The following is a 17,857-nucleotide window of genomic DNA, read 5'->3' as shown; positions in this document are numbered from 1 at the left end:
CCGAGGCCGGATTTCTGACGCAAACCTCTTGATCAACTGCGTCGGCGGGTCAGGTGACGGGGACGTCGCGGCGGCGGAAGGCCGTCAGGCCGGTTGCTGTCAGGGCCAGGGCCACCGCGGCCAGGGCCCACAGGGGCGTGGCGCTCCAGGTGTCACGCAGGACCTGGGGGGTGTGGGTGAACGGGGACAGGTCCAGCAGCCACTGGTCGAGTTCGAGCACCGCACCGAGCTGGCCGAGCAGCACGCAGACCGCCAGCACCGCCCAGGCCACCGGGGCGAGCCGGGGCAGCAGGCCGTAGAGCAGCACGGCGAGCCCGGCCAGCACCCACGTGGCGGGCACCTGGGCCAGCCCGGCGCCGGCCATCCGGGGCAGCTCCCGGGGCACGTCCTGCACGCTCAGCCCGTACGTCAGGCCGGTGGCCAGACCGGTCACGGCGAGCACCACGACCGGGCCGACCAGCGCGAAAACCACGTGCGACAGCAGCCAGGTGGAGCGGTGCGTGCCGGTGGCGAGCACCGGTTCGGCGTGCCCGGCGGACTCCTCGGCGCGCATCCGCAGCGCGGCCTGGATGCCGTAGCCGGCCGCGGCCAGCCCGGCCAGGCTGAGCGTGGCGCCCAGGTAGGCGTCGGCCAGGCCGGAGGCCCCACCGATCCGGGCCATGATCTGCTCCAGCTGCGGGTTCCCCTCGACCGAGCGGCCGGCCGCCTCCGCGGCGCCCCCGAGGATCAGCCCGAGCAGGCCGAAGCCGACCGACCACCAGAGGATCTGCCCCCGGTGGAGTCGCCAGGCCAGCCCGAACGGGCCGGCGAGCCCACGGCCCGCGGTGGCCGGCCCGAGCCGGGGCGGCAGCACCCCGGCGCCCAGGTCGCGGCGCACCGAGACGGGGTACGCGACCGCGGCGAGCAGCGCCGACGCGACCAGCGGCAGCGCCAGCACCCACCAGCGCTCCCCCTCGAAGGGCCGGATCCGGGGTGCCCAACCCAGCGGGGAGAGCCAGCTCGGCCAGTCGTTGCTGGCGGTGTCCCCCACCATCCGCAGCGCGAACGAGGCGCCGAGCACGGCGATCCCGATGCCGCGTGCCCCGCCCGCGGTCTCGGTGAGCTGGGCGGCCAGCCCGCCGAGAGTGGCGAAGACCACGCCGGTCAGGGCGGTGCCGAGGCCGTACGCGTACGAGCCGGCGGCCGGCAGCCCGGTGGAGGCCAGCCCGGCCGCCGTGAGCAGGCCGAGCAGCAGGTCGGCCGCGTACGTGACGAGCAGCGCGGCGGTCAGCCCGGCGTGCCGGCCGAGCACCCCGCCGCCGAGCAGCTCCCGCCGGCCGGCCTCCTCCTCGACGCGGGTGTGCCGGATGACCGTGAGCAGGCTGGCCAGCGCCACGATGACCAGCAGGAAGCCGCCGCGCTGGGCGGTCAGCGCGCCGACGCTCTCCCCGTAGACCGGGCCGAGCAGCGCGATGATCGAGGGATTGCGGGCGGTGCCGGTGACGTACGCGGCCCGCTCGGCGTCGGTCGGGAACAGCTCGAAGAAGCTGGTCGCGTACGTCATGGGCAGCACGGCGAGGACCAGCACCCAGAGCGGCAGCAGGACGCGGTCCCGGCGCAGGACGAGCCGGGCCAGGTGGCGGGTGCCAGCGAGCGTGCTCATCGGGTCAGCTCCTCGGGGACCGCCTCGTAGTGCCGCAGGAAGAGCTCCTCCAGCGTCGGCGGCGTGCTGACCAGGCTGCGGACGCCCAGCTCGGTGAGGCGCCGCAGGGCGGTGTCCAGCGCGGCCGAGTCGACGTCGAAGCGCACCCGGTTGCCGTCCACCCGCAGGTCGTGCACGCCGGGCAGGTCGGCCAGCCCGTTCAGCGGGGCGGCGACCTCGGCGTCGATGGCGGTGCGGTGCAGGTGGCGCAGCTCGGTGAGGGTGCCGGACTCGACGGCCCGGCCGTTCCGGATGATCGTCACCCGGTCGCAGAGCGCCTCCACCTCGGCCAGGATGTGGCTGGAGAGCAGCACGGTGCGGCCGTCCTGCTTGGCCCGGCGTACCCAGTGCTGGAAGACCTCCTCCATGAGGGGGTCGAGCCCGGAGGTCGGCTCGTCGAGGATGAGCAGTTCGACGTCGGAGGCGAGCGCGGCCACCAGCCCGACCTTCTGCCGGTTGCCCTTGGAGTAGGCCCGGCCCTTCTTGCGCGGGTCCAGCTCGAAGGACTCCAGCAGCTCGGCCCGGCGCTTCGGGTCCAGCCCGCCGCGCAGCCGGCCGAGCAGGTCGATCACCTCGCCGCCGCTCAGGTTGGGCCAGAGGGTGACGTCGCCGGGCACGTACGCGAGCCGGCGGTGCAGCGCGACGGCGTCCCGCCAGGGGTCGCCGCCGAGCAGTCGGACGGCCCCCGCGTCCGCCCGCAGCAGACCGAGCAGCACCCGGATGGTGGTCGACTTGCCCGAGCCGTTGGGGCCCAGGAAGCCGTGCACCTCGCCGGTGCGGACGGTCAGGTCGAGTCCGTCGAGGGCTCGGGTCCGGCCGAAGGTCTTCACCAGGCCGGACACCTCGATTGGGGTTTCCATGCTTCGGAAGCTACGCTCGTTTCACAAACTTGTGAAGATACTGAGATCCGAGGCACCATCATCTTCACGGCATTTTCACGCGAGGAGCCGCCGCCCATGCCTGACGACCACCGCCCCACCCCGCACGAGGAGGAGGTCCACCTCTTCGTCGAACGGATGGCGATGGCCTTCGCGGACGTCGGCTTCCCCCGGATGGCCGGCCGGGTGCTGTTCACCGTGATGAGCGCGGACCAGCCGCTGACCGCCGCCGAGATCGGCGAGCGGCTGGGGGTCAGCGCGGCGGCCGTGTCCGGCGCGGTGCGCTACCTCACCCAGTTCGCCATGCTGGTCCGCGAGCCGGTCAAGGGCTCCCGACGGGACCGCTACCGGATGCCGGCCAACCCCTGGTACGAGGCCACCATCACCAAGACCGGCCTCTACAAGAACTTCATCGACATCGCCAACGGCGGGGTGGACGCGCTGCGCGGGCGGGACACCCCGGCGGGCGAGCGGGTGGCCGAGATGCGGGACTTCTTCCTCTTCGTACAGGAGGAGATCGACGCCCTCGGCGAACGGTGGCGGGCCCGGCGCGCCGAGACGGGGCACGGCGACCGGGCCGACGCCTGAGGGCTCAGGCGGTGTTGCCCCAGCGGGCCTGCTCCAGCAGGTCCACCGCACGCTCCCGGGACTCGGCGTCGTCCTCGGCGCGCAGCAGCGCGGTCGCCTCGTCCACCGCGTCGGTCAGCACCCGCCACTGGGCGTCGCGCTCCCGCACCAGGTCGGACTGGGCGGCGAGCTGCCGGGTCTTCACCCACAGCTCGACGAAGACCGACACCTTGGCCCGCAGCACCCACGGGTCGAACGGCTTGGTCAGGTAGTCGACCGCGCCCACCGCGTAGCCGCGCAGGGCGAGCTGGGCGTCCTTGTCCGCCGCGGTGAGGAAGATGATCGGCACGTGCCGGGTCCGCTCCCGCCGCTTGATGTGGGTGGCGGTCTCGAAGCCGTCCATGTCCGGCATCTGGGCGTCCAGCAGGATCACCGCGAAGTCGTCCACCAGGAGCTGCTTGAGCGCCGCCTCACCGCTCTCCACGGCGACCGACTGCACGGGCAGCCCCTGGAGGATCGCCTCCAGGGCCATCAGGTTCTCCCGCCGGTCGTCCACCAGCAGCGCCTTGGCCATCTGGGTCACGGATTCTCCTCGCCTCGGCTCCGGCCGATCCAGGACGCCATCATCTCGATCAGCTCGTCCAGGTCCACCGGCTTGGTGATGTAGTCGCTACCCCCGGCCGCGATCGCCGACTCCCGGTCACCGGGCATCGCCTTCGCGGTCAGGAACACGATCGGCAGGTCGGCGAAGCGGTGGTTGCGCCGGATCTGCGCGGTCGTCTCGTAGCCGTCCTGGTCGGGCATCATCGCGTCCATCAGCACGATGTCCACCTCCGGATGCTCGGCCAGTTGGCGGACCCCGTCCGCTCCGTTGTCCGAGTAGAGCACGGTCATGCCGTGCAGTTCCAACGCGGAGGTCAGCGCGAACACGTTCCGGACGTCGTCATCGATGATCAGGACGGTCACGCCCTCCAGCCGGCGGGTCGCCGGGGTCTCCCGCGGCTGCGGCAACTCCATGGGCATGAGCAGGGAAGACGGCAGGCCCGCGCGCTGCGGCGAGGGCGGCGCCGGCGCCACCACCGCGTCCGGCGCCAGCACGTCGGGTACGAAGAGGGTGAACGTCGAACCCTGCCCGGGCGCGGAGGACACCGTGATCGTGCCACCGAGCAGGCGGGCCAGGTCCCGGCTGATCGACAGGCCCAGGCCGGTGCCGCCGTAGCGCCGACTCGTGGTGCCGTCGGCCTGCTGGAACGCCTCGAAGATCAGCGAGAGCTTGTCGTCCGAGATGCCGATGCCGGTGTCGATCACCGTGAACGCGATGACCTGCCGGGCGTTGGTCAACGCCGGCACGTCGAAGACCGCGTGCTCGGGGGCCGGCGCGATCCGCAGGGTCACCGCGCCGTTGTCGGTGAACTTCACCGCGTTGGAGAGCAGGTTGCGCAGGATCTGCTGCAACCGCTGGGCGTCGGTGACCAGCGCCGGCGGCAGCTCCTTGCTGATCCGGACCTGGAAGTCGAGGCCCTTCTCCTCGGCCTGCGGCGCGAACGCCTGCTCGACGTAGCCGCGGATCTCCGAGAAGTGGATCTCGGTCGGCTCCACGTCCATCCGGCCCGCCTCGATCTTGGACAGGTCGAGGATGTCGTCGATCAGGGACAGCAGGTCCGATCCGGCGCTGTGGATCGTCCGGGCGAACTCGATCTGCTTCGGGCTCAGGTTCTGCTCCGGGTTCTCGGCCAGCAGCCGGGCCAGCAGGAGCAGCGAGTTCAGCGGCGTACGCAGCTCGTGGCTCATGTTGGCCAGGAACTCCGACTTGTACGCCGACGCCCGGGTGAGCTGCTGCGCCTTCTCCTCCAGGCCGAGCCGGGCCAGCTCGATCTCCCGGTTCTGCGTCTCGATGTTGGTCTTCTGCTCGGAGAGCAGCTTCGCCTTGTCCTCCAGCTCGGCGTTGGTGCGCTGGAGTTCGGCCGACTGCTCCTGCATCTCGTGCGCCAGCCGCTGCGACTGCGCCAGCAGCTCCTCCGTACGCCGGTTGGCCTGGATGGTGTTGACCGCCACGCCGATGGTGAGCACGAGCCGCTCCAGGAACGCCAGGTGCAGCTCGGAGAAGGTGCTCACCCCGGCGAACTCGATCACGCCGAGCAGCTCGCCCTCGAAGAGGACCGGCAGCACCACCAGGTCGGCCGGCGGCGTCTCGGCCAGACCGGACCGGAGCACCAGGCGCCCGTCGGGCTGGGCGTTGACCCGGATGGTGCGCCGGGACAGGGCGGCCTGCCCGACCAGCCCCTCGCCGGGGCCGAAGGTCACGTCGTGCCCGCGGGCCACGTAGCCGTAGGAGGCCGTGAGCCGCAGCCGCATGCTCCCCTCGGAGCTGTCCGCCAGGAAGAACGCGCCGAGCTGCGCGTCGACCAGCGGGGTCACCTCCATCATGATCATGCGGCAGACCTCGCCGAGGTCCCGCTGGCCCTGGAGCAGGCCGCCGATCCGGGCCAGGTTCGAGTCGAGCCAGCCCTGCTCGGCGTTCTTCTTGGTCGTCTCCCGGAGGGTGACGATCATCTGGTTGATGTTGTCCTTCAGCTCGGCGACCTCGCCCTGCGCCTTCACGCTGATCCGCTGGGTCAGGTCGCCCCGGGTCACCGAGGTGGAGACCTGGGAGATCGCCCGGAGCTGCGTGGTCAGGGTCGAGGCGAGCTGGTTGACGTTCTCGGTGAGGTCCCGCCAGGTGCCGCTGACGCCCTTCACCTGCGCCTGACCGCCCAGCTTGCCCTCGATGCCGACCTCGCGGGCCACCCGGGTGACCTCGTCGGCGAACGAGGAGAGCTGGTCCACCATGGTGTTCACGGTGTTCTTGAGCTCCAGGATCTCGCCCTGCGCGTCCACCGTGATCTTCTGGCCCAGGTCGCCCTTGGCCACAGCCGTGGTGACCGAGGCGATGTTCCGCACCTGGCTGGTCAGGTTCGACGCCATCGAGTTCACGTTGTCGGTCAGGTCCCGCCAGGTGCCGGAGACACCCTTCACCTGGGCCTGGCCGCCGAGCTTGCCCTCGGTGCCCACCTCGCGGGCCACCCGGGTCACCTCGTCCGCGAACGACGAGAGCTGGTCGACCATCGTGTTGACCGTCGACTTCAGCTCCAGGATCTCGCCCTGCGCGTCCACCGTGATCTTCTGCGACAGGTCACCCTTGGCCACCGCCGTGGACACCTGGGCGATGTTCCGCACCTGGGCGGTCAGGTTCGACGCCATCGAGTTCACGTTGTCGGTCAGGTCCCGCCAGGTGCCGGCGACGCCGCGTACCTGGGCCTGGCCGCCGAGCTTGCCCTCTGTGCCCACCTCGCGGGCCACCCGGGTCACCTCGTCGGCGAACGACGACAGCTGGTCGACCATCGTGTTGACCGTCGACTTCAGCTCCAGGATCTCGCCCCGAGCGTCGACGGTGATCTTCTGGCCCAGGTCGCCCTTCGCCACGGCCGTGGTGACCGAGGCGATGTTCCGCACCTGGCTGGTCAGGTTCGACGCCATCGAGTTCACGTTGTCGGTCAGGTCCCGCCAGGTGCCGGAGACGCCCTTCACCTGGGCCTGGCCGCCGAGCTTGCCCTCGGTGCCCACCTCGCGGGCCACCCGGGTCACCTCGTCGGCGAACGACGACAGCTGGTCCACCATGGTGTTCACGGTGTTCTTCAGCTCCAGGATCTCGCCCTGCGCGTCCACCGTGATCTTCTGCGACAGGTCACCCTTGGCCACCGCCGTCGACACCTGCGAGATGTTCCGGACCTGGCTGGTCAGGTTGCCGGCGAGCTGGTTCACGTTCTCGGTGAGGTCCCGCCAGGTGCCGGAGACCCCGCGCACCTGGGCCTGGCCGCCCAGCTTGCCCTCGATGCCCACCTCGCGGGCCACCCGGGTCACCTCGTCGGCGAATGACGACAGCTGGTCCACCATCGTGTTCACGGTGTCCTTCAGCTCCAGGATCTCGCCCTGGGCGGCCACCGTGATCTTCTGCGAGAGGTCGCCGCGGGCCACCGCGGTCGAGACCTGGGCGATGTTGCGGACCTGGCTGGTCAGGTTCGACGCCATCGAGTTGACGCTGTCGGTCAGGTCCTTCCAGGTGCCCGCCACGTTCGGCACCTCGGCCTGGCCGCCGAGCTTCCCGTCGGTGCCCACCTCGCGGGCCACCCGGGTCACCTGCTCGGCGAAGAGCCGCAGCGTGTCGGTGAGCGAGTTCATCGTGTCGGCCAGCTCGGCCACCTCGCCGCGGGCGCCGACCGTGATCTTCTGCGACAGGTCGCCCTTCGCCACCGCCGTCGCCACCTGGGAGATCGACCGCACCTGGCCGGTGAGGTTCGACGCCATGGTGTTCACCGAGTCGGTGAGGTCCTTCCAGGTGCCGGCCACGCCGCGGACGTCGGCCTGGCCGCCCAGCTTGCCCTCGGTGCCCACCTCCCGGGCCACCCGGGTCACCTCGTCGGCGAACGACGAGAGCTGGTCGACCATGGTGTTCACGGTCCGGCCGATGCGCAGGTACTCGCCGCGCAGCGGGCGGCCGTCGATCTCCAGCGCCATGTGCTGGGACAGGTCGCCGTCGGCCACCGCCACGATCACCCGGGCGATCTCCGTGGTCGGGCGGCCCAGGTCGTCGATGAGCGAGTTGACCGCCCGCTGCCCCTCCGCCCAGGAGCCGTCCAGGCCCTCGTCGTCGAGGCGCTCGGTCAGCCGGCCGTCACGGCCGACGACCCGGCTGATCCGGCGCAGGTCCAGGTGCTGCCGCTCCTGGAGCGACACCACGTCGTTGAAGGTGTCGGCCATCTCGCCGGCCAGGCCGGCCCGCCGGGGCAGCCGGACCCGGAGGTCGCCGCGGCGCACCCGCCGCAGCGCCTCGACCAGCTCGCCGAGGAGCGCCTCGTGGTCGTCCGCGGCCACCGGTTGTTTCGCCGTGGTCATCAGTTCCTCGCTCAGCTCGGGGGCCATCAGGCTCGTGCCGACACGCGGCCATCCCACCATTCTGCCGCGTGTCACGTCGAGGACACGGGCGGCGAGCCCGCGCCACGCCCGTTCTGTCCCGCGCCGACCGGAATCGGCGGAGCGGCTTGGCACCCGGGGTGGCGGCGGTGGAGGATACGAAGGTGTCAGCGGAGGCGGGGCCGGCCATGAACGGCGGCTCGGACGAGCACATCCGGCGGGTCCGCCTCCCCGCGGACCGGCGGACGCCCGCCGCGGCCCGCGCGCTCGTGCGGTCCGTGCTCGCCGAGGCGGACCTGCACGAACTGCTCAACGAGGCGCTGCTGCTCACCACCGAACTCACCACCAACGCGGTCGAGCACGCGCGCACCGAACTGGACATCGAGGTCGAAGCCGACCCGGCCGGGCTCACCGTCACGGTGACCGACTTCGCCTCCGGCCCGGTCGACGAGCTGCTCGTCGGCGTCCGGAACACCACCTCCGACATCACCGAGGTCGCCGAGCGCGGGCGCGGGCTGCTGCTGGTCGACCACTTCGCCAGCCGGTGGGGCACCACCTACCTGCCCACCGGGAAGGGCGTCTGGTTCCGGCTCGACCGGCCCGGTGTGGGGGCGGCCACCCGGTCCGCCGGCATGACGCCGGCCACCCAGACCGACGGGGACGGGGGCACCCCGAGCGCCGCCGCCATGAGCGAGTTGATGCAGACCACGCCCGACCCGTACGCCGACGACCCGCTGCCCGAGTTCGCCGCCGGGCTGTTGACCCGGGTCGCCGAGATGGTCGGCGCGGCCGGCGGCGTCGTACGGCTGGACCGGGGCGACGGCCAGGGCAGCCAGGTGCTCGCCCGCTACGGCCGGCAGCCCCGGGAGGGCAACCAACTGCTGCGCGTCCCGCTCGCCGTGCACCGCCCGTACGCCGGCGAGCTGGAGCTGGACGCGGCGCCCTCGGCGTACGCCCGGCCCCTCGCGGTGCTGGCCGGCGAGCGGCTCTCCCTGCACCTGGAGAACGACCGGCTGCGCCGGGCCGACGTACGCCGGTCGGCCTGGCTCACCTTCCTCGCCGAGGCGAGCGAGCTGCTCGCCCAGTCGCTGGACGTCGAGCTGACCATGGCGCTCGTCCCGCAGCTCGTGGTGCCCCGGCTGGGCCAGTGGTGCGCCGTGCACACCACCGACGAGTGGGGGCGGCTGCGGCTCGCCGCGGCCAGCCACGCCGACGAGGCGGTGCTGCCGCAGCTGCACCGCGTGCTCCAGGAGACCGGGCCGGACTCGATCCAGGCCCGGCTGCGGGAGGCGTCCCGGAGCGCGGCGCAGGTGCCGCTGGGCGCGCCGATGGAGGGCTTCGCCGTACCCCTGATCGCCCGCGGGCAGCGGCTCGGCACCCTGGCCGTGGGCCGCCACCAGCGGCACCGGCACGACCCCGACGAGGTCTCGGTGCTGGAGGACGTGGCCCGGCGGGCCGCGCTGGCCATCGAGAACGCCCGGATCCACGCCGAGCGCCGGCGGGTCGCGCAGACCCTCCAGCAGTCGCTGCTGCCGCCGGTGCTCCCGGTGGTCGAGGGCATCGGCTTCGCCGCCGAGTACGTCCCGACCGGCGACGACGCCGAGGTCGGCGGCGACTTCTACGACGTGGTGCCGCTGCCGGACGGCCGGTGGCTCGTGGTGATCGGCGACGTCTCCGGCAAGGGCGTCCAGGCGGCGGCGGTGACCGGCCTGGTCCGGGACGTGATCCGGGTGCTGGTCGGCGACGGCAAGCCGCTGCCCGAGGTGCTCGGCCGGCTCAACGAGACGCTCGTCGAGCGGGGCGGCGGCCGCTACTGCACGCTGGCGCTGGCGGCGGTCGGACCGGGCGACGGAGACCAGCTCGACGTCTCGCTGCACCTGGCCGGACACGACCGGCCGGTGCTGCTGCACGGCGGCGGCGGTGCGGGCTTCGTCGGCACCGGCGGCACGGCGCTGGGCCTGCTCGACGCGATCGCCACCCCCACCGCCGAGATCGCGCTCAAGCCCGGCGACGCGCTGATCTTCTACACCGACGGGGTCACCGAGCGGCGGCGCGGCCGGGAACTGTTCGGCACCGACCGGCTCCGCGAGTCGGCCGCGCCCCTGGCCGGCTACTCGGCGGACGTGGTGGCCGCCCGCCTCCGCGCCACGGCCATCGCCTTCTCGGTCGAACCCCCACGCGACGACATAGCCGTCCTGGTCCTCCGCAACGACGCCCTCTGACCCCGGCCGGCCCGGCCCGGGGCGGGGCGGGGCGTTACAGGCCGCCGGGGAGGCGGCCGGGGGCCAGGCGGTGGTGGGGGTCGAGGTGGGCCTTGGCGTTGCGGAGGCGGGGCAGGGTGGGCAGCTCGCCCCAGAGGTCGACGGCGCGCCGGACCGGCGCGGGGGCGGACACCACCACGCAGCGACCCTGGCGGGCGAGGAGCACGCCCCGGACGGCCGCGAGGATCGAGGCGACCCGCTCGGGCGGCAGTGAGCCGGGCAGCGCGGCGTGCACGGCGCCGATCCCGGCGGAGCCGCGTACCGGAACCGGGGTGCCGGCCGCGTCGCGCAGCGCGTAGACGGCGGCGTGCAGGTCGTTGATGGGCACCTCGATCCGCAGCGCGGTGTCGCCGGGCGCGAACGGGTAGCGGCCCCACCACTCCGGGGCGGCGTGGTTCACCACGGCCTCGGGGCCCAGCAGCGCGGTGAGGCGGTCGGCCCGCTCCGCCACGTCGGCCGGGCCGCCCTCCAGCAGCACGACGAGGCTGCCCGCGGCGGCGGGCCGCGCCGGGCGGCCGGTGACCGCCGGGTGGTCGGGCCGGCCGGCCACGGAGGGGTGGGACGCGGGGATCCGCCGGCGCGGCAGCGACACGGGCACGGGCAGGTCCAGCTCGACGGCCGCCGGGTCGAGCCCGGCGGCGAGCACGGCCCGGACCAGGTCGTGCACCTCCAGCGGGGTCCACACGGGACGGGACACCCAGACCCGGCCGGCCGGCACGGCCTGCACGCGCATGGTGGCCGAGACGAGCACCCCGAGGCCGCCCTGCGAGCCGCAGAGCAGCCGCGCCACGTCGAGGCCGGGCACCTCGGCCCCGCCGAGGACGGCCGAGGCGCCACCGGGCGTCGCACCGCCACCGGGCCCGGCCGCCGGACCTCCGCCCCGACGGGCGGACGGGGCGGCCTGCCCGAACTGGGCGGTGCCGGGCAGACCCACGCTGACCAGCTCGCCGTCGGCGTCGAGGTAGCGCACCCCGACGAGCTGGGCGCACGGGCTGCCGTGCCGGTGGCGCAGCGGGCCGGCCTCGTCGGCGGCCAGCACGCCGCCCAGGGTCGCCCCGGGGGACGGCGCGTCGACGGGGAGGCGCCGGCCGGTGCGCTCCAGCGTGGCCTGCACCGCCCGCAGTGGAGTGCCGGCGCCGATCTCGGCCACCGAGGAGCCCTGCGGCTCGTGCCAGACCCCGGCCAGCCGGCCGGTGTCGAGCATGATGTCGACCTGCGCGGGGGCCGCGCCCCAGTCGATCTTCGTGCCGGCGCCGCGCGGCACCACGGTCAGGTCGTGCGCCGCGGCGAGGCGGAGCACCTCGGCCGCGGCGTGCGGGCCGCCCGGCACGGCCACCCAGCGGGCCGTCCGGCCGGCCACCTCGTCGGCGGGGCCGGCGAAGCGGGCGAACGGCCGGCCGCAGATCTCCGCCAGCTTCCGGGTTATCTCGAGGGCTCCGGGTCGATCCGTGGAACTCGCTGCAGCCGCCATGGCGGTTATCGTACACATGTTCGAAAGCCCTGTCGGCGAGTCGCCGCGTTCCCACGGCGCGCGACCCCGGCCGCCGCCCGCCGGCCGGTAACGTGACGCCGTGACCACCGAGAACCCTGTCCCCGTCGCCAAGCGCGTTCCGGCCGACCGGACCCACCACGGCGACACGGTCGTCGACGAGTACGCCTGGCTCGCCGCCAAGGACGACCCGGACACGATCGCCTACCTGACCGCGGAGAACGCGTACACGCAGGCGCGCACCGCGCACCTGGACGGGCTGCGCGCGGACCTGTTCGAGGAGACCCGCCGGCGCACGCAGGAGACCGACCTGTCGGTGCCGACCCGCAAGGACGGCCACTGGTACTACACCCGCACGATCGAGGGCCAGCAGTACGGCGTGCAGTGCCGCCGGGCCGTCCGCGACGGCGAGACCACCCCGCCGGTCAGCGAGGACGGCGCGCCGCTCGACGGCGAGGAGGTGCTGCTCGACGGCAACCAGCTCGCCGAGGGGCACGACTTCTTCGCGCTCGGCGCGTTCGACGTCAGCCCGGACGGCCGCTGGCTGGCCTACTCCACCGACTTCTCCGGCGACGAGCGCTTCACCCTCCGGGTCAAGGACCTGTCGACAGGTGAGGTGCTGCCCGACGAGATCCCGGACACCTTCTACGGCACCGCCTGGTCCAGCGACGCCTCGACGCTGTTCTACGTCACCGTCGACGACGCCTGGCGGCCGAACCGGGTCTGGCGGCACACGCTGGGCACCCCGTCGAGCGAGGACGTCGTGGTGCACCAGGAGGACGACGAGCGGTTCTGGGTGGGCGTCGAGCTGACCCGCTCCGAGCGGTTCGTGGTCATCGACATCCACAGCAAGATCACCAGCGAGGTGCGGGTCATCCCGGCCGCCAACCCCACCGGCGAGCCGGCGATCATCGCGCCGCGGCGGCAGGGCGTCGAGTACGCGGTGGAGCACCACGGGCACCGCTTCCTCATCCTGCACAACGACGGCGCGGAGGACTTCGCGCTCGCGTACACCTCGGCGGACGCGCCGGGCGACTGGACGCCGCTGATCCCGCACACCCCCGGCACCCGGCTGGAGTCCGTCGACGCGTTCGAGAACCACCTGGTCGTCTCGCTGCGCAGCAACGGGCTGACCGGCCTGCGGGTGCTGCCGGTCGGCGGCGGGGACAGCTTCGACATCGACTTCCCCGAGCCGCTCTACAGCGTCGGGCTCGACGCCAACCCGGAGTACCGCACCAGCGAGGTGCGGCTGCGCTACACCTCGCTGGTCACGCCGGACTCGGTCTACGACTACGACCTGGTCACCCGGCAACTGGTGCTGCGCCGGCGCAAGCCGGTCCGGCCCGGCCCGGACGGGCGGGAGTACGACCCGGCCGACTACGAGCAGCACCGGGACTGGGCGCTCGCCGACGACGGCACCCGGGTGCCGATCTCGCTGGTCTGCCGCACCGGCACCCCGCGCGACGGCTCCGCACCGGCCGTCATCTACGGCTACGGGTCGTACGAGGCGAGCATGGACCCCTGGTTCTCCATCGCCCGGCTCAGCCTCCTCGACCGGGGCGTGATCTTCGCGGTCGCGCACATCCGCGGCGGCGGCGAGCTGGGCCGGTGCTGGTACGACGAGGGCAAGCTGCTGGCCAAGAAGAACACCTTCACCGACTTCGTGGCCTGCGCCCGGCACCTGGTCAAGGCCGGCTGGACGGCGAGCGACCGGCTGGTCGCCCGGGGCGCCTCCGCCGGCGGCCTGCTGATGGGCGCCGTGGCCAACCTGGCCCCGGACGCGTTCGCCGGGATCGTCGCGCAGGTGCCGTTCGTGGACGCGCTCACCTCGATCCTCGACCCGTCGCTGCCGCTCACGGTCACCGAGTGGGAGGAGTGGGGCAACCCGCTCGACGACCCCGAGGTCTACGCGTACATGAAGTCGTACACGCCGTACGAGAACGTGACCGCGGTGGACTACCCGGCGATCCTCGCGGTGACCAGCCTCAACGACACCCGGGTGCTCTACCACGAGCCGGCCAAGTGGATCGCCCGGCTGCGGGCGGTCGCCCCGCAGGGCGACTACCTGCTCAGGACCGAGATGGGGGCGGGCCACGGCGGCCCGAGCGGCCGGTACGACGCCTGGCGCGAGGAGGCGTTCATCAACGCCTGGATCCTGGACCGGTTGGGCCGCGCCTGACCGCCGGCGGAGGGGCCGGCGCCGGCCCCTCCGCACCGACGGTCCGGGCCCGGCGCGGCCCGGACGGTCTCAGCCCAGCACCGCGGCCAGCACGTGCGGGTCGGCGTTGCCGCCGGTCACCACCGCGACGGTACGCCCCGGCGGCAGCTCGTCGCGGTGGAACAGCCGGGCGGCCAGCGCGACCGCGCCGCTCGGCTCGGCCACCAGCCGGGCGTCGCCGAGCAGCCGCCCCAGCGCCGTGACGATCTCGTCCTCGGTCACCGTGACGATGCCGTCGAGCCGGTCCCGCAGGTGGGCGAGGGTCAGCTCGGACAGGTTGGTCCGCAGCCCGTCGGCGCAGGTGCGGTAGGTGCGTTCCACGTCCCAGACGACCACCTCCCCGGCCGCGAGGGAGTCCCGGGCGTCGGCGGCGAGCAGCGGCTCGACCCCGACCACGGCGGCGGACGGGCGCAGCGCCTTGACCGCGGTGGCCACCCCGGAGGAGAGCCCGCCGCCGCCCACCGGCACCAGCACCACGTCCACGTCGGGCAGGTCCGCGACGATCTCCAGCCCGACGGTGCCCTGCCCCGCGATGATCCACGGGTGGTCGAACGGCGGCACCAGCACGGCTCCGGTGTCCACCACGACCTGTTCCGCCTCGGCGAGCCGGCGGGCCGGCGGGACGAGCCGCACGTCCGCGCCGAGCGCCCGCATCCGCGCCACCTTGACCTGCGGCGCGCCCTCGGGCACGACCACGGTGCACGGCACGCCGAACGCCCTCGCCGCGTAGGCCAGGGCCTGGCCGTGGTTGCCGGAGGAATGGGTCACCACGCCCCGGGACCGGGCGGCCGGGTCCAGCCGGGCCACCGCGTGGGTCGCCCCGCGCAGCTTGAAGGACCCGACCGGTTGCAGGTTCTCCGGCTTGAGCCACAGCTCGTCGTCCCAGAGCGTCGGCAGCAGCGGGGTGCGCACCACGGCGCGCGCCACGTCCTCGGCCGCGGCCCGTACGTCGGCGATCGAGACCAGCTCCATCGTCCCATCCTGCCGCGCGCCGGGTCGGGCCGCCGCCCCGCGCGCGGCGCCTAGACTCGGCCGGGTGGACGAGGACGAGCAGCGGGCGGAGACCGGACCGGGGGCGGCCCGGCGCGCGCCGGCCTGGCTGATCCTCGGTGTGGTCGCCTCCGCCCTGGTGGTCTGCTGCTGCTCGGCGCTCATCGGCCTGGCCGTCGCCTGGTCCGCCGGGCTCCTCGGCACGCGCTGACCGCGCCGCCGGGCTCGGACCAGCACCGCCGGGTCAGCGGGCGGGAGTCCCCTCGACCAACGCCGCCGCCTCGCCCGTACGCACCATCCGCTGCCAGCGCAGCCGGTTGCCGACCACCGCCGTCACCACCGACTGCACCACCACCAGGTACATGACCTGGCGGTAGACGAGCTGCTGGAGCGGCAGCGTCCAGAGCGGGCCGAAGCGTTCCCGGTCCAGGCGCAGCGCGTACGCGGCGGTGCCGGCCTGGAGCAGGAACAGGCCCAGCCAGGCCAGCGCCAGCTGGGTCCAGGGCAGGAAGAGCAGCCCGTAGAGGGCGAAGACGTCGACGGCGGGCGCGGCCAGCGGCAGCACGATCTGGAACACGGCCAGGTAGGGCAGCCCGCGCCGGCCCAGCTTCCCGCCGGCCCCCGGCTCGCGCACGGCGTGCCGGTGCTTCCACATCGCCTGCATGGTCCCGTAGCACCAGCGGTAGCGCTGCCGCCAGAGCTGGCGCAGCGACGAGGGCGCCTCGGTCCAGGCGATCGCGCCCTCCTCGTACACCACCCGCCAGCCGGCCCGGAGCACCTTCATGGTGAGGTCGGTGTCCTCGGCCAGGGTGTCGGCGGGGACCCCGCCGATCGCGAACAGCACCTCGCGGCGGAACGCGCCGATCGCGCCGGGGATGGTCGGCATGCACTCCAGCACGTCGTACATCCGGCGGTCGAGGTTGAAGCCGATCACGTACTCCAGGTGCTGCCAGCGGCCGAGCAGCCGGCGCCGGTTGGCCACCTTGGTGTTGCCGCTGATGGCGCCCACGGTCGGGTCGGCGAAGCCCTGGACGAGCCGGTGGACGGTGTCCGGCTGGAAGACGGTGTCGCCGTCGACCAGCACCAGCAGGTCGGCGCGGGCGGCCTGGATCCCGGTGTTCAGCGCGGCCGGCTTGCCGGCGTTGGCCTGCCGGATGACGCGTACCCCGCGCAGCCGCATCCGTTCGACGATGTCGGCGGTGCCGTCGCTGGAGCCGTCGTCCACCACGATCACCTCCAGCGCCGGGTACGCGCTGGCGACCAGGGACCGCACGGTGGCGGCGATGTTGGCGGCCTCGTTGTACGCCGGCACGATCACCGACACCGGCGCGATCACCTCGGGCAGCCGGCGCCGGGGGCGGCGTACCCGGCGGACGTGCCGCTGGGCGCAGACCACCTGCACGGCGAGGCGGACCACGCCGAGCACCAGAGCCACCCCGAGCAGCAGGTTCATCGCCGAGGTCAGCCAGTCGGCGCCGGTCTGCGCCCACCGCAGCGCGGTGCCGCTCAGCCGGGCGCCGGTGGTGGCCGGGACCATCGAGTCGGGCGCGCCGATCCCGGCGGAGACGGTCGTGAACGTGTAGCCCTGCGTCCCCAGCCGGGTGAGCAGCTGGTCCAGGGCGGCGACGGTCTGGCCGCGGTCCCCGCCGCCGTCGTGCATGAGCACCACCGCGCCGGCGCCGCCCTGCGGCGTGGCCGCCTTGACGATGGCCGGCACGCCCGGGCGCTGCCAGTCCTTGGTGTCCCGGTCGGCGAGCACCGCCACGTGGCCGCTGCCGGCGGCGTTACGCAGCGCCTCGTACTGCGCGTCGGTCATGGCGGCCGTGGTCGACGAGAAGGGCGGCCGGAACAGGGTCACCTCGCGGCCGGTCACTCCGGCGATCGCGTTACGGGTCCAGGAGAGCTCGGCCGCGGCACGCCAGCCCGGCGCGGCGGTGAGGTCGGCGTGGGTGAAGGTGTGCGAGCCGATCTCGTGCCCCTCGGCGAGGATCCGCCGGACCAGTTCGGGATGCTCGTCCACCCGCGAGCCGACCACGAAGAACGTGGCGTGCGCGCGGTGCCGGCGCAGCACGTCGAGGATCTGCGGCGTCCAGCGCGGGTCGGGACCGTCGTCGAAGGTGAGCGCCAGGGTGCGCGCCGGCAGCCGCCGGCTGACCGGCGTGGGGCCGTCCAGCCGCAGCACCGGCCCGCCGGTGGCGACCGCGCGGGGCGCCGGCGGGGCGGGCGCCCGGTCCGGGCCGGAGCCGCCGCCGACGGCGCTGACCAGGCCGTGGAAGCTCAACGCGGCGAGCAGGGCGACGAGGCCCAGCAGGAGCAGCACCCAGTGCGCCCGGGGGTCGGGGCGGGCGACGTGTCTCGCCATGGTCAGGGCTTGCCCGGTGTCCTGCTCGGCCTGGCCGTGCTCCGCCGCTCGTCGCCCTGGCCCGGCCCGGTGGTGGACGGGCGGGGCGCCGCCGAGGTGGTGGTCCGGGTGGGTGCGGTCGTGCTTGTGCCGGTCGACACGGGCGCCGGGCTGGTGCTGGTCGCCGGCGAGGGCCGGGGGCTCGGGCTGGTCCGCTGCTCGCCCCGGGACGGCGCGTCGACCCCGGCCTCGATGGGCGGCACCTTCGTGTCGGACCAGCCGGGCAACGGCACCGTGGAGTCGAAGAACAGCCCGGCCAGGATCAGGCCGAGGCTGGTGAGCAGGCCGAGGCCCATCGCCGTGCCGGCGATCACGGTCAGCCGGCGACGCCGGCCGCTCCGGTCGACGAACACCGGCGGCGCGCCGCCCGGCTGGTTCTGCATGGTGCTGATCTCCCGCTGTCACGCTCGGGCCGGCTCGGG

At 73.9% G+C, this 17,857-nt stretch carries 12 protein-coding genes; 4 read left to right on the top strand and 8 right to left on the bottom strand.

Going from position 1 to position 17,857, the window contains the following annotated elements; genetic code table 11:
* Positions 1-49 precede the first annotated feature (49 nt).
* Together NLX85_RS29770 and NLX85_RS29765 are read right to left on the bottom strand one after the other, a co-directional pair.
* On the bottom strand, positions 50-1,642 hold the full coding sequence (locus tag NLX85_RS29770; RefSeq protein ID WP_254340710.1) for an ABC transporter permease: 1,593 nt from the start codon (positions 1,640-1,642) through the stop codon (positions 50-52).
* On the bottom strand, positions 1,639-2,541 hold the full coding sequence (locus NLX85_RS29765) for an ABC transporter ATP-binding protein (RefSeq protein WP_254340709.1): 903 nt from the start codon (positions 2,539-2,541) through the stop codon (positions 1,639-1,641). The genes NLX85_RS29770 and NLX85_RS29765 overlap by 4 nt, the downstream gene beginning before the upstream one ends.
* Before the next feature lie 96 nt (positions 2,542-2,637).
* Here NLX85_RS29765 and NLX85_RS29760 point away from each other — a divergent pair, with 96 nt between their 5' ends.
* Positions 2,638-3,147: a GbsR/MarR family transcriptional regulator gene (locus NLX85_RS29760; protein WP_254340708.1), complete on the top strand. Its 510-nt coding sequence runs from the start codon at positions 2,638-2,640 to the stop codon at positions 3,145-3,147.
* A 4-nt stretch (positions 3,148-3,151) separates the two neighbouring features.
* Here the strand turns inward: NLX85_RS29760 and NLX85_RS29755 are convergent, their stop codons facing one another.
* Positions 3,152-3,709 (bottom strand): two-component system response regulator, encoded by a 558-nt coding sequence (locus NLX85_RS29755; protein WP_091315495.1) that lies wholly within the window; start codon positions 3,707-3,709, stop codon positions 3,152-3,154.
* Positions 3,706-8,058 carry a HAMP domain-containing protein gene (locus tag NLX85_RS29750; protein ID WP_254340918.1) on the bottom strand — a complete coding sequence of 1,451 codons (4,353 nt, stop codon included), beginning with the start codon at positions 8,056-8,058 and terminating at the stop codon, positions 3,706-3,708. Before NLX85_RS29750 ends, NLX85_RS29755 begins: the two co-directional genes overlap by 4 nt.
* Positions 8,059-8,240: 182 nt before the next feature.
* Here NLX85_RS29750 and NLX85_RS29745 point away from each other — a divergent pair, with 182 nt between their 5' ends.
* Positions 8,241-10,298 (top strand): SpoIIE family protein phosphatase, encoded by a 2,058-nt coding sequence (locus NLX85_RS29745; protein WP_254340707.1) that lies wholly within the window; start codon positions 8,241-8,243, stop codon positions 10,296-10,298.
* A 34-nt stretch (positions 10,299-10,332) separates the two neighbouring features.
* Here NLX85_RS29745 and NLX85_RS29740 read toward each other — a convergent pair whose 3' ends face one another.
* Positions 10,333-11,808: an FAD-binding oxidoreductase gene (locus tag NLX85_RS29740; RefSeq protein WP_254340706.1), complete on the bottom strand. Its 1,476-nt coding sequence runs from the start codon at positions 11,806-11,808 to the stop codon at positions 10,333-10,335.
* Between the two features lie 100 nt (positions 11,809-11,908).
* On the opposite strand from NLX85_RS29740, the gene NLX85_RS29735 reads away from it, so the two are divergent.
* Positions 11,909-14,005 carry a S9 family peptidase gene (locus tag NLX85_RS29735; protein WP_254340705.1) on the top strand — a complete coding sequence of 699 codons (2,097 nt, stop codon included), beginning with the start codon at positions 11,909-11,911 and terminating at the stop codon, positions 14,003-14,005.
* Between the two features lie 69 nt (positions 14,006-14,074).
* Here NLX85_RS29735 and NLX85_RS29730 read toward each other — a convergent pair whose 3' ends face one another.
* Positions 14,075-15,016 carry a threonine/serine dehydratase gene (locus tag NLX85_RS29730; RefSeq protein ID WP_254340703.1) on the bottom strand — a complete coding sequence of 314 codons (942 nt, stop codon included), beginning with the start codon at positions 15,014-15,016 and terminating at the stop codon, positions 14,075-14,077.
* Positions 15,017-15,080: 64 nt separating this feature from the next.
* On the opposite strand from NLX85_RS29730, the gene NLX85_RS29725 reads away from it, so the two are divergent.
* The gene (locus NLX85_RS29725) at positions 15,081-15,245 is read left to right on the top strand and encodes a hypothetical protein (protein ID WP_254340701.1); all 165 of its coding nucleotides are present in this window, start codon (positions 15,081-15,083) and stop codon (positions 15,243-15,245) included.
* Between the two features lie 33 nt (positions 15,246-15,278).
* Here the strand turns inward: NLX85_RS29725 and NLX85_RS29720 are convergent, their stop codons facing one another.
* Positions 15,279-17,396, bottom strand: coding sequence for a bifunctional polysaccharide deacetylase/glycosyltransferase family 2 protein (locus tag NLX85_RS29720; RefSeq protein WP_254340699.1), 2,118 nt, complete (start codon positions 17,394-17,396; stop codon positions 15,279-15,281).
* Between the two features lie 2 nt (positions 17,397-17,398).
* On the bottom strand, positions 17,399-17,818 hold the full coding sequence (locus tag NLX85_RS29715; protein ID WP_254340697.1) for a hypothetical protein: 420 nt from the start codon (positions 17,816-17,818) through the stop codon (positions 17,399-17,401).
* Positions 17,819-17,857 lie beyond the last annotated feature (39 nt).

Source organism: Micromonospora sp. A3M-1-15, assembly GCF_024213425.1.
Taxonomy (GTDB): Bacteria; Actinomycetota; Actinomycetes; order Mycobacteriales; family Micromonosporaceae; genus Micromonospora; species Micromonospora chersina.
This window is presented reverse-complemented; position numbering and strand designations above follow the sequence as displayed.

What these genes read in the sequence shown, in the direction of transcription:
- NLX85_RS29760 (WP_254340708.1), top strand. Translation starts at nt 2,638, where the DNA reads ATGCCTGACGACCACCGCCCCACCCCGCACGAGGAGGAGGTCCACCTC.
- NLX85_RS29740 (WP_254340706.1), bottom strand. Translation starts at nt 11,808, where the DNA reads ATGGCGGCTGCAGCGAGTTCCACGGATCGACCCGGAGCCCTCGAGATA.
- NLX85_RS29765 (WP_254340709.1), bottom strand. Translation starts at nt 2,541, where the DNA reads ATGGAAACCCCAATCGAGGTGTCCGGCCTGGTGAAGACCTTCGGCCGG.
- NLX85_RS29770 (WP_254340710.1), bottom strand. Translation starts at nt 1,642, where the DNA reads ATGAGCACGCTCGCTGGCACCCGCCACCTGGCCCGGCTCGTCCTGCGC.
- NLX85_RS29720 (WP_254340699.1), bottom strand. Translation starts at nt 17,396, where the DNA reads ATGGCGAGACACGTCGCCCGCCCCGACCCCCGGGCGCACTGGGTGCTG.
- NLX85_RS29730 (WP_254340703.1), bottom strand. Translation starts at nt 15,016, where the DNA reads ATGGAGCTGGTCTCGATCGCCGACGTACGGGCCGCGGCCGAGGACGTG.
- NLX85_RS29750 (WP_254340918.1), bottom strand. Translation starts at nt 8,058, where the DNA reads ATGACCACGGCGAAACAACCGGTGGCCGCGGACGACCACGAGGCGCTC.
- NLX85_RS29715 (WP_254340697.1), bottom strand. Translation starts at nt 17,818, where the DNA reads ATGCAGAACCAGCCGGGCGGCGCGCCGCCGGTGTTCGTCGACCGGAGC.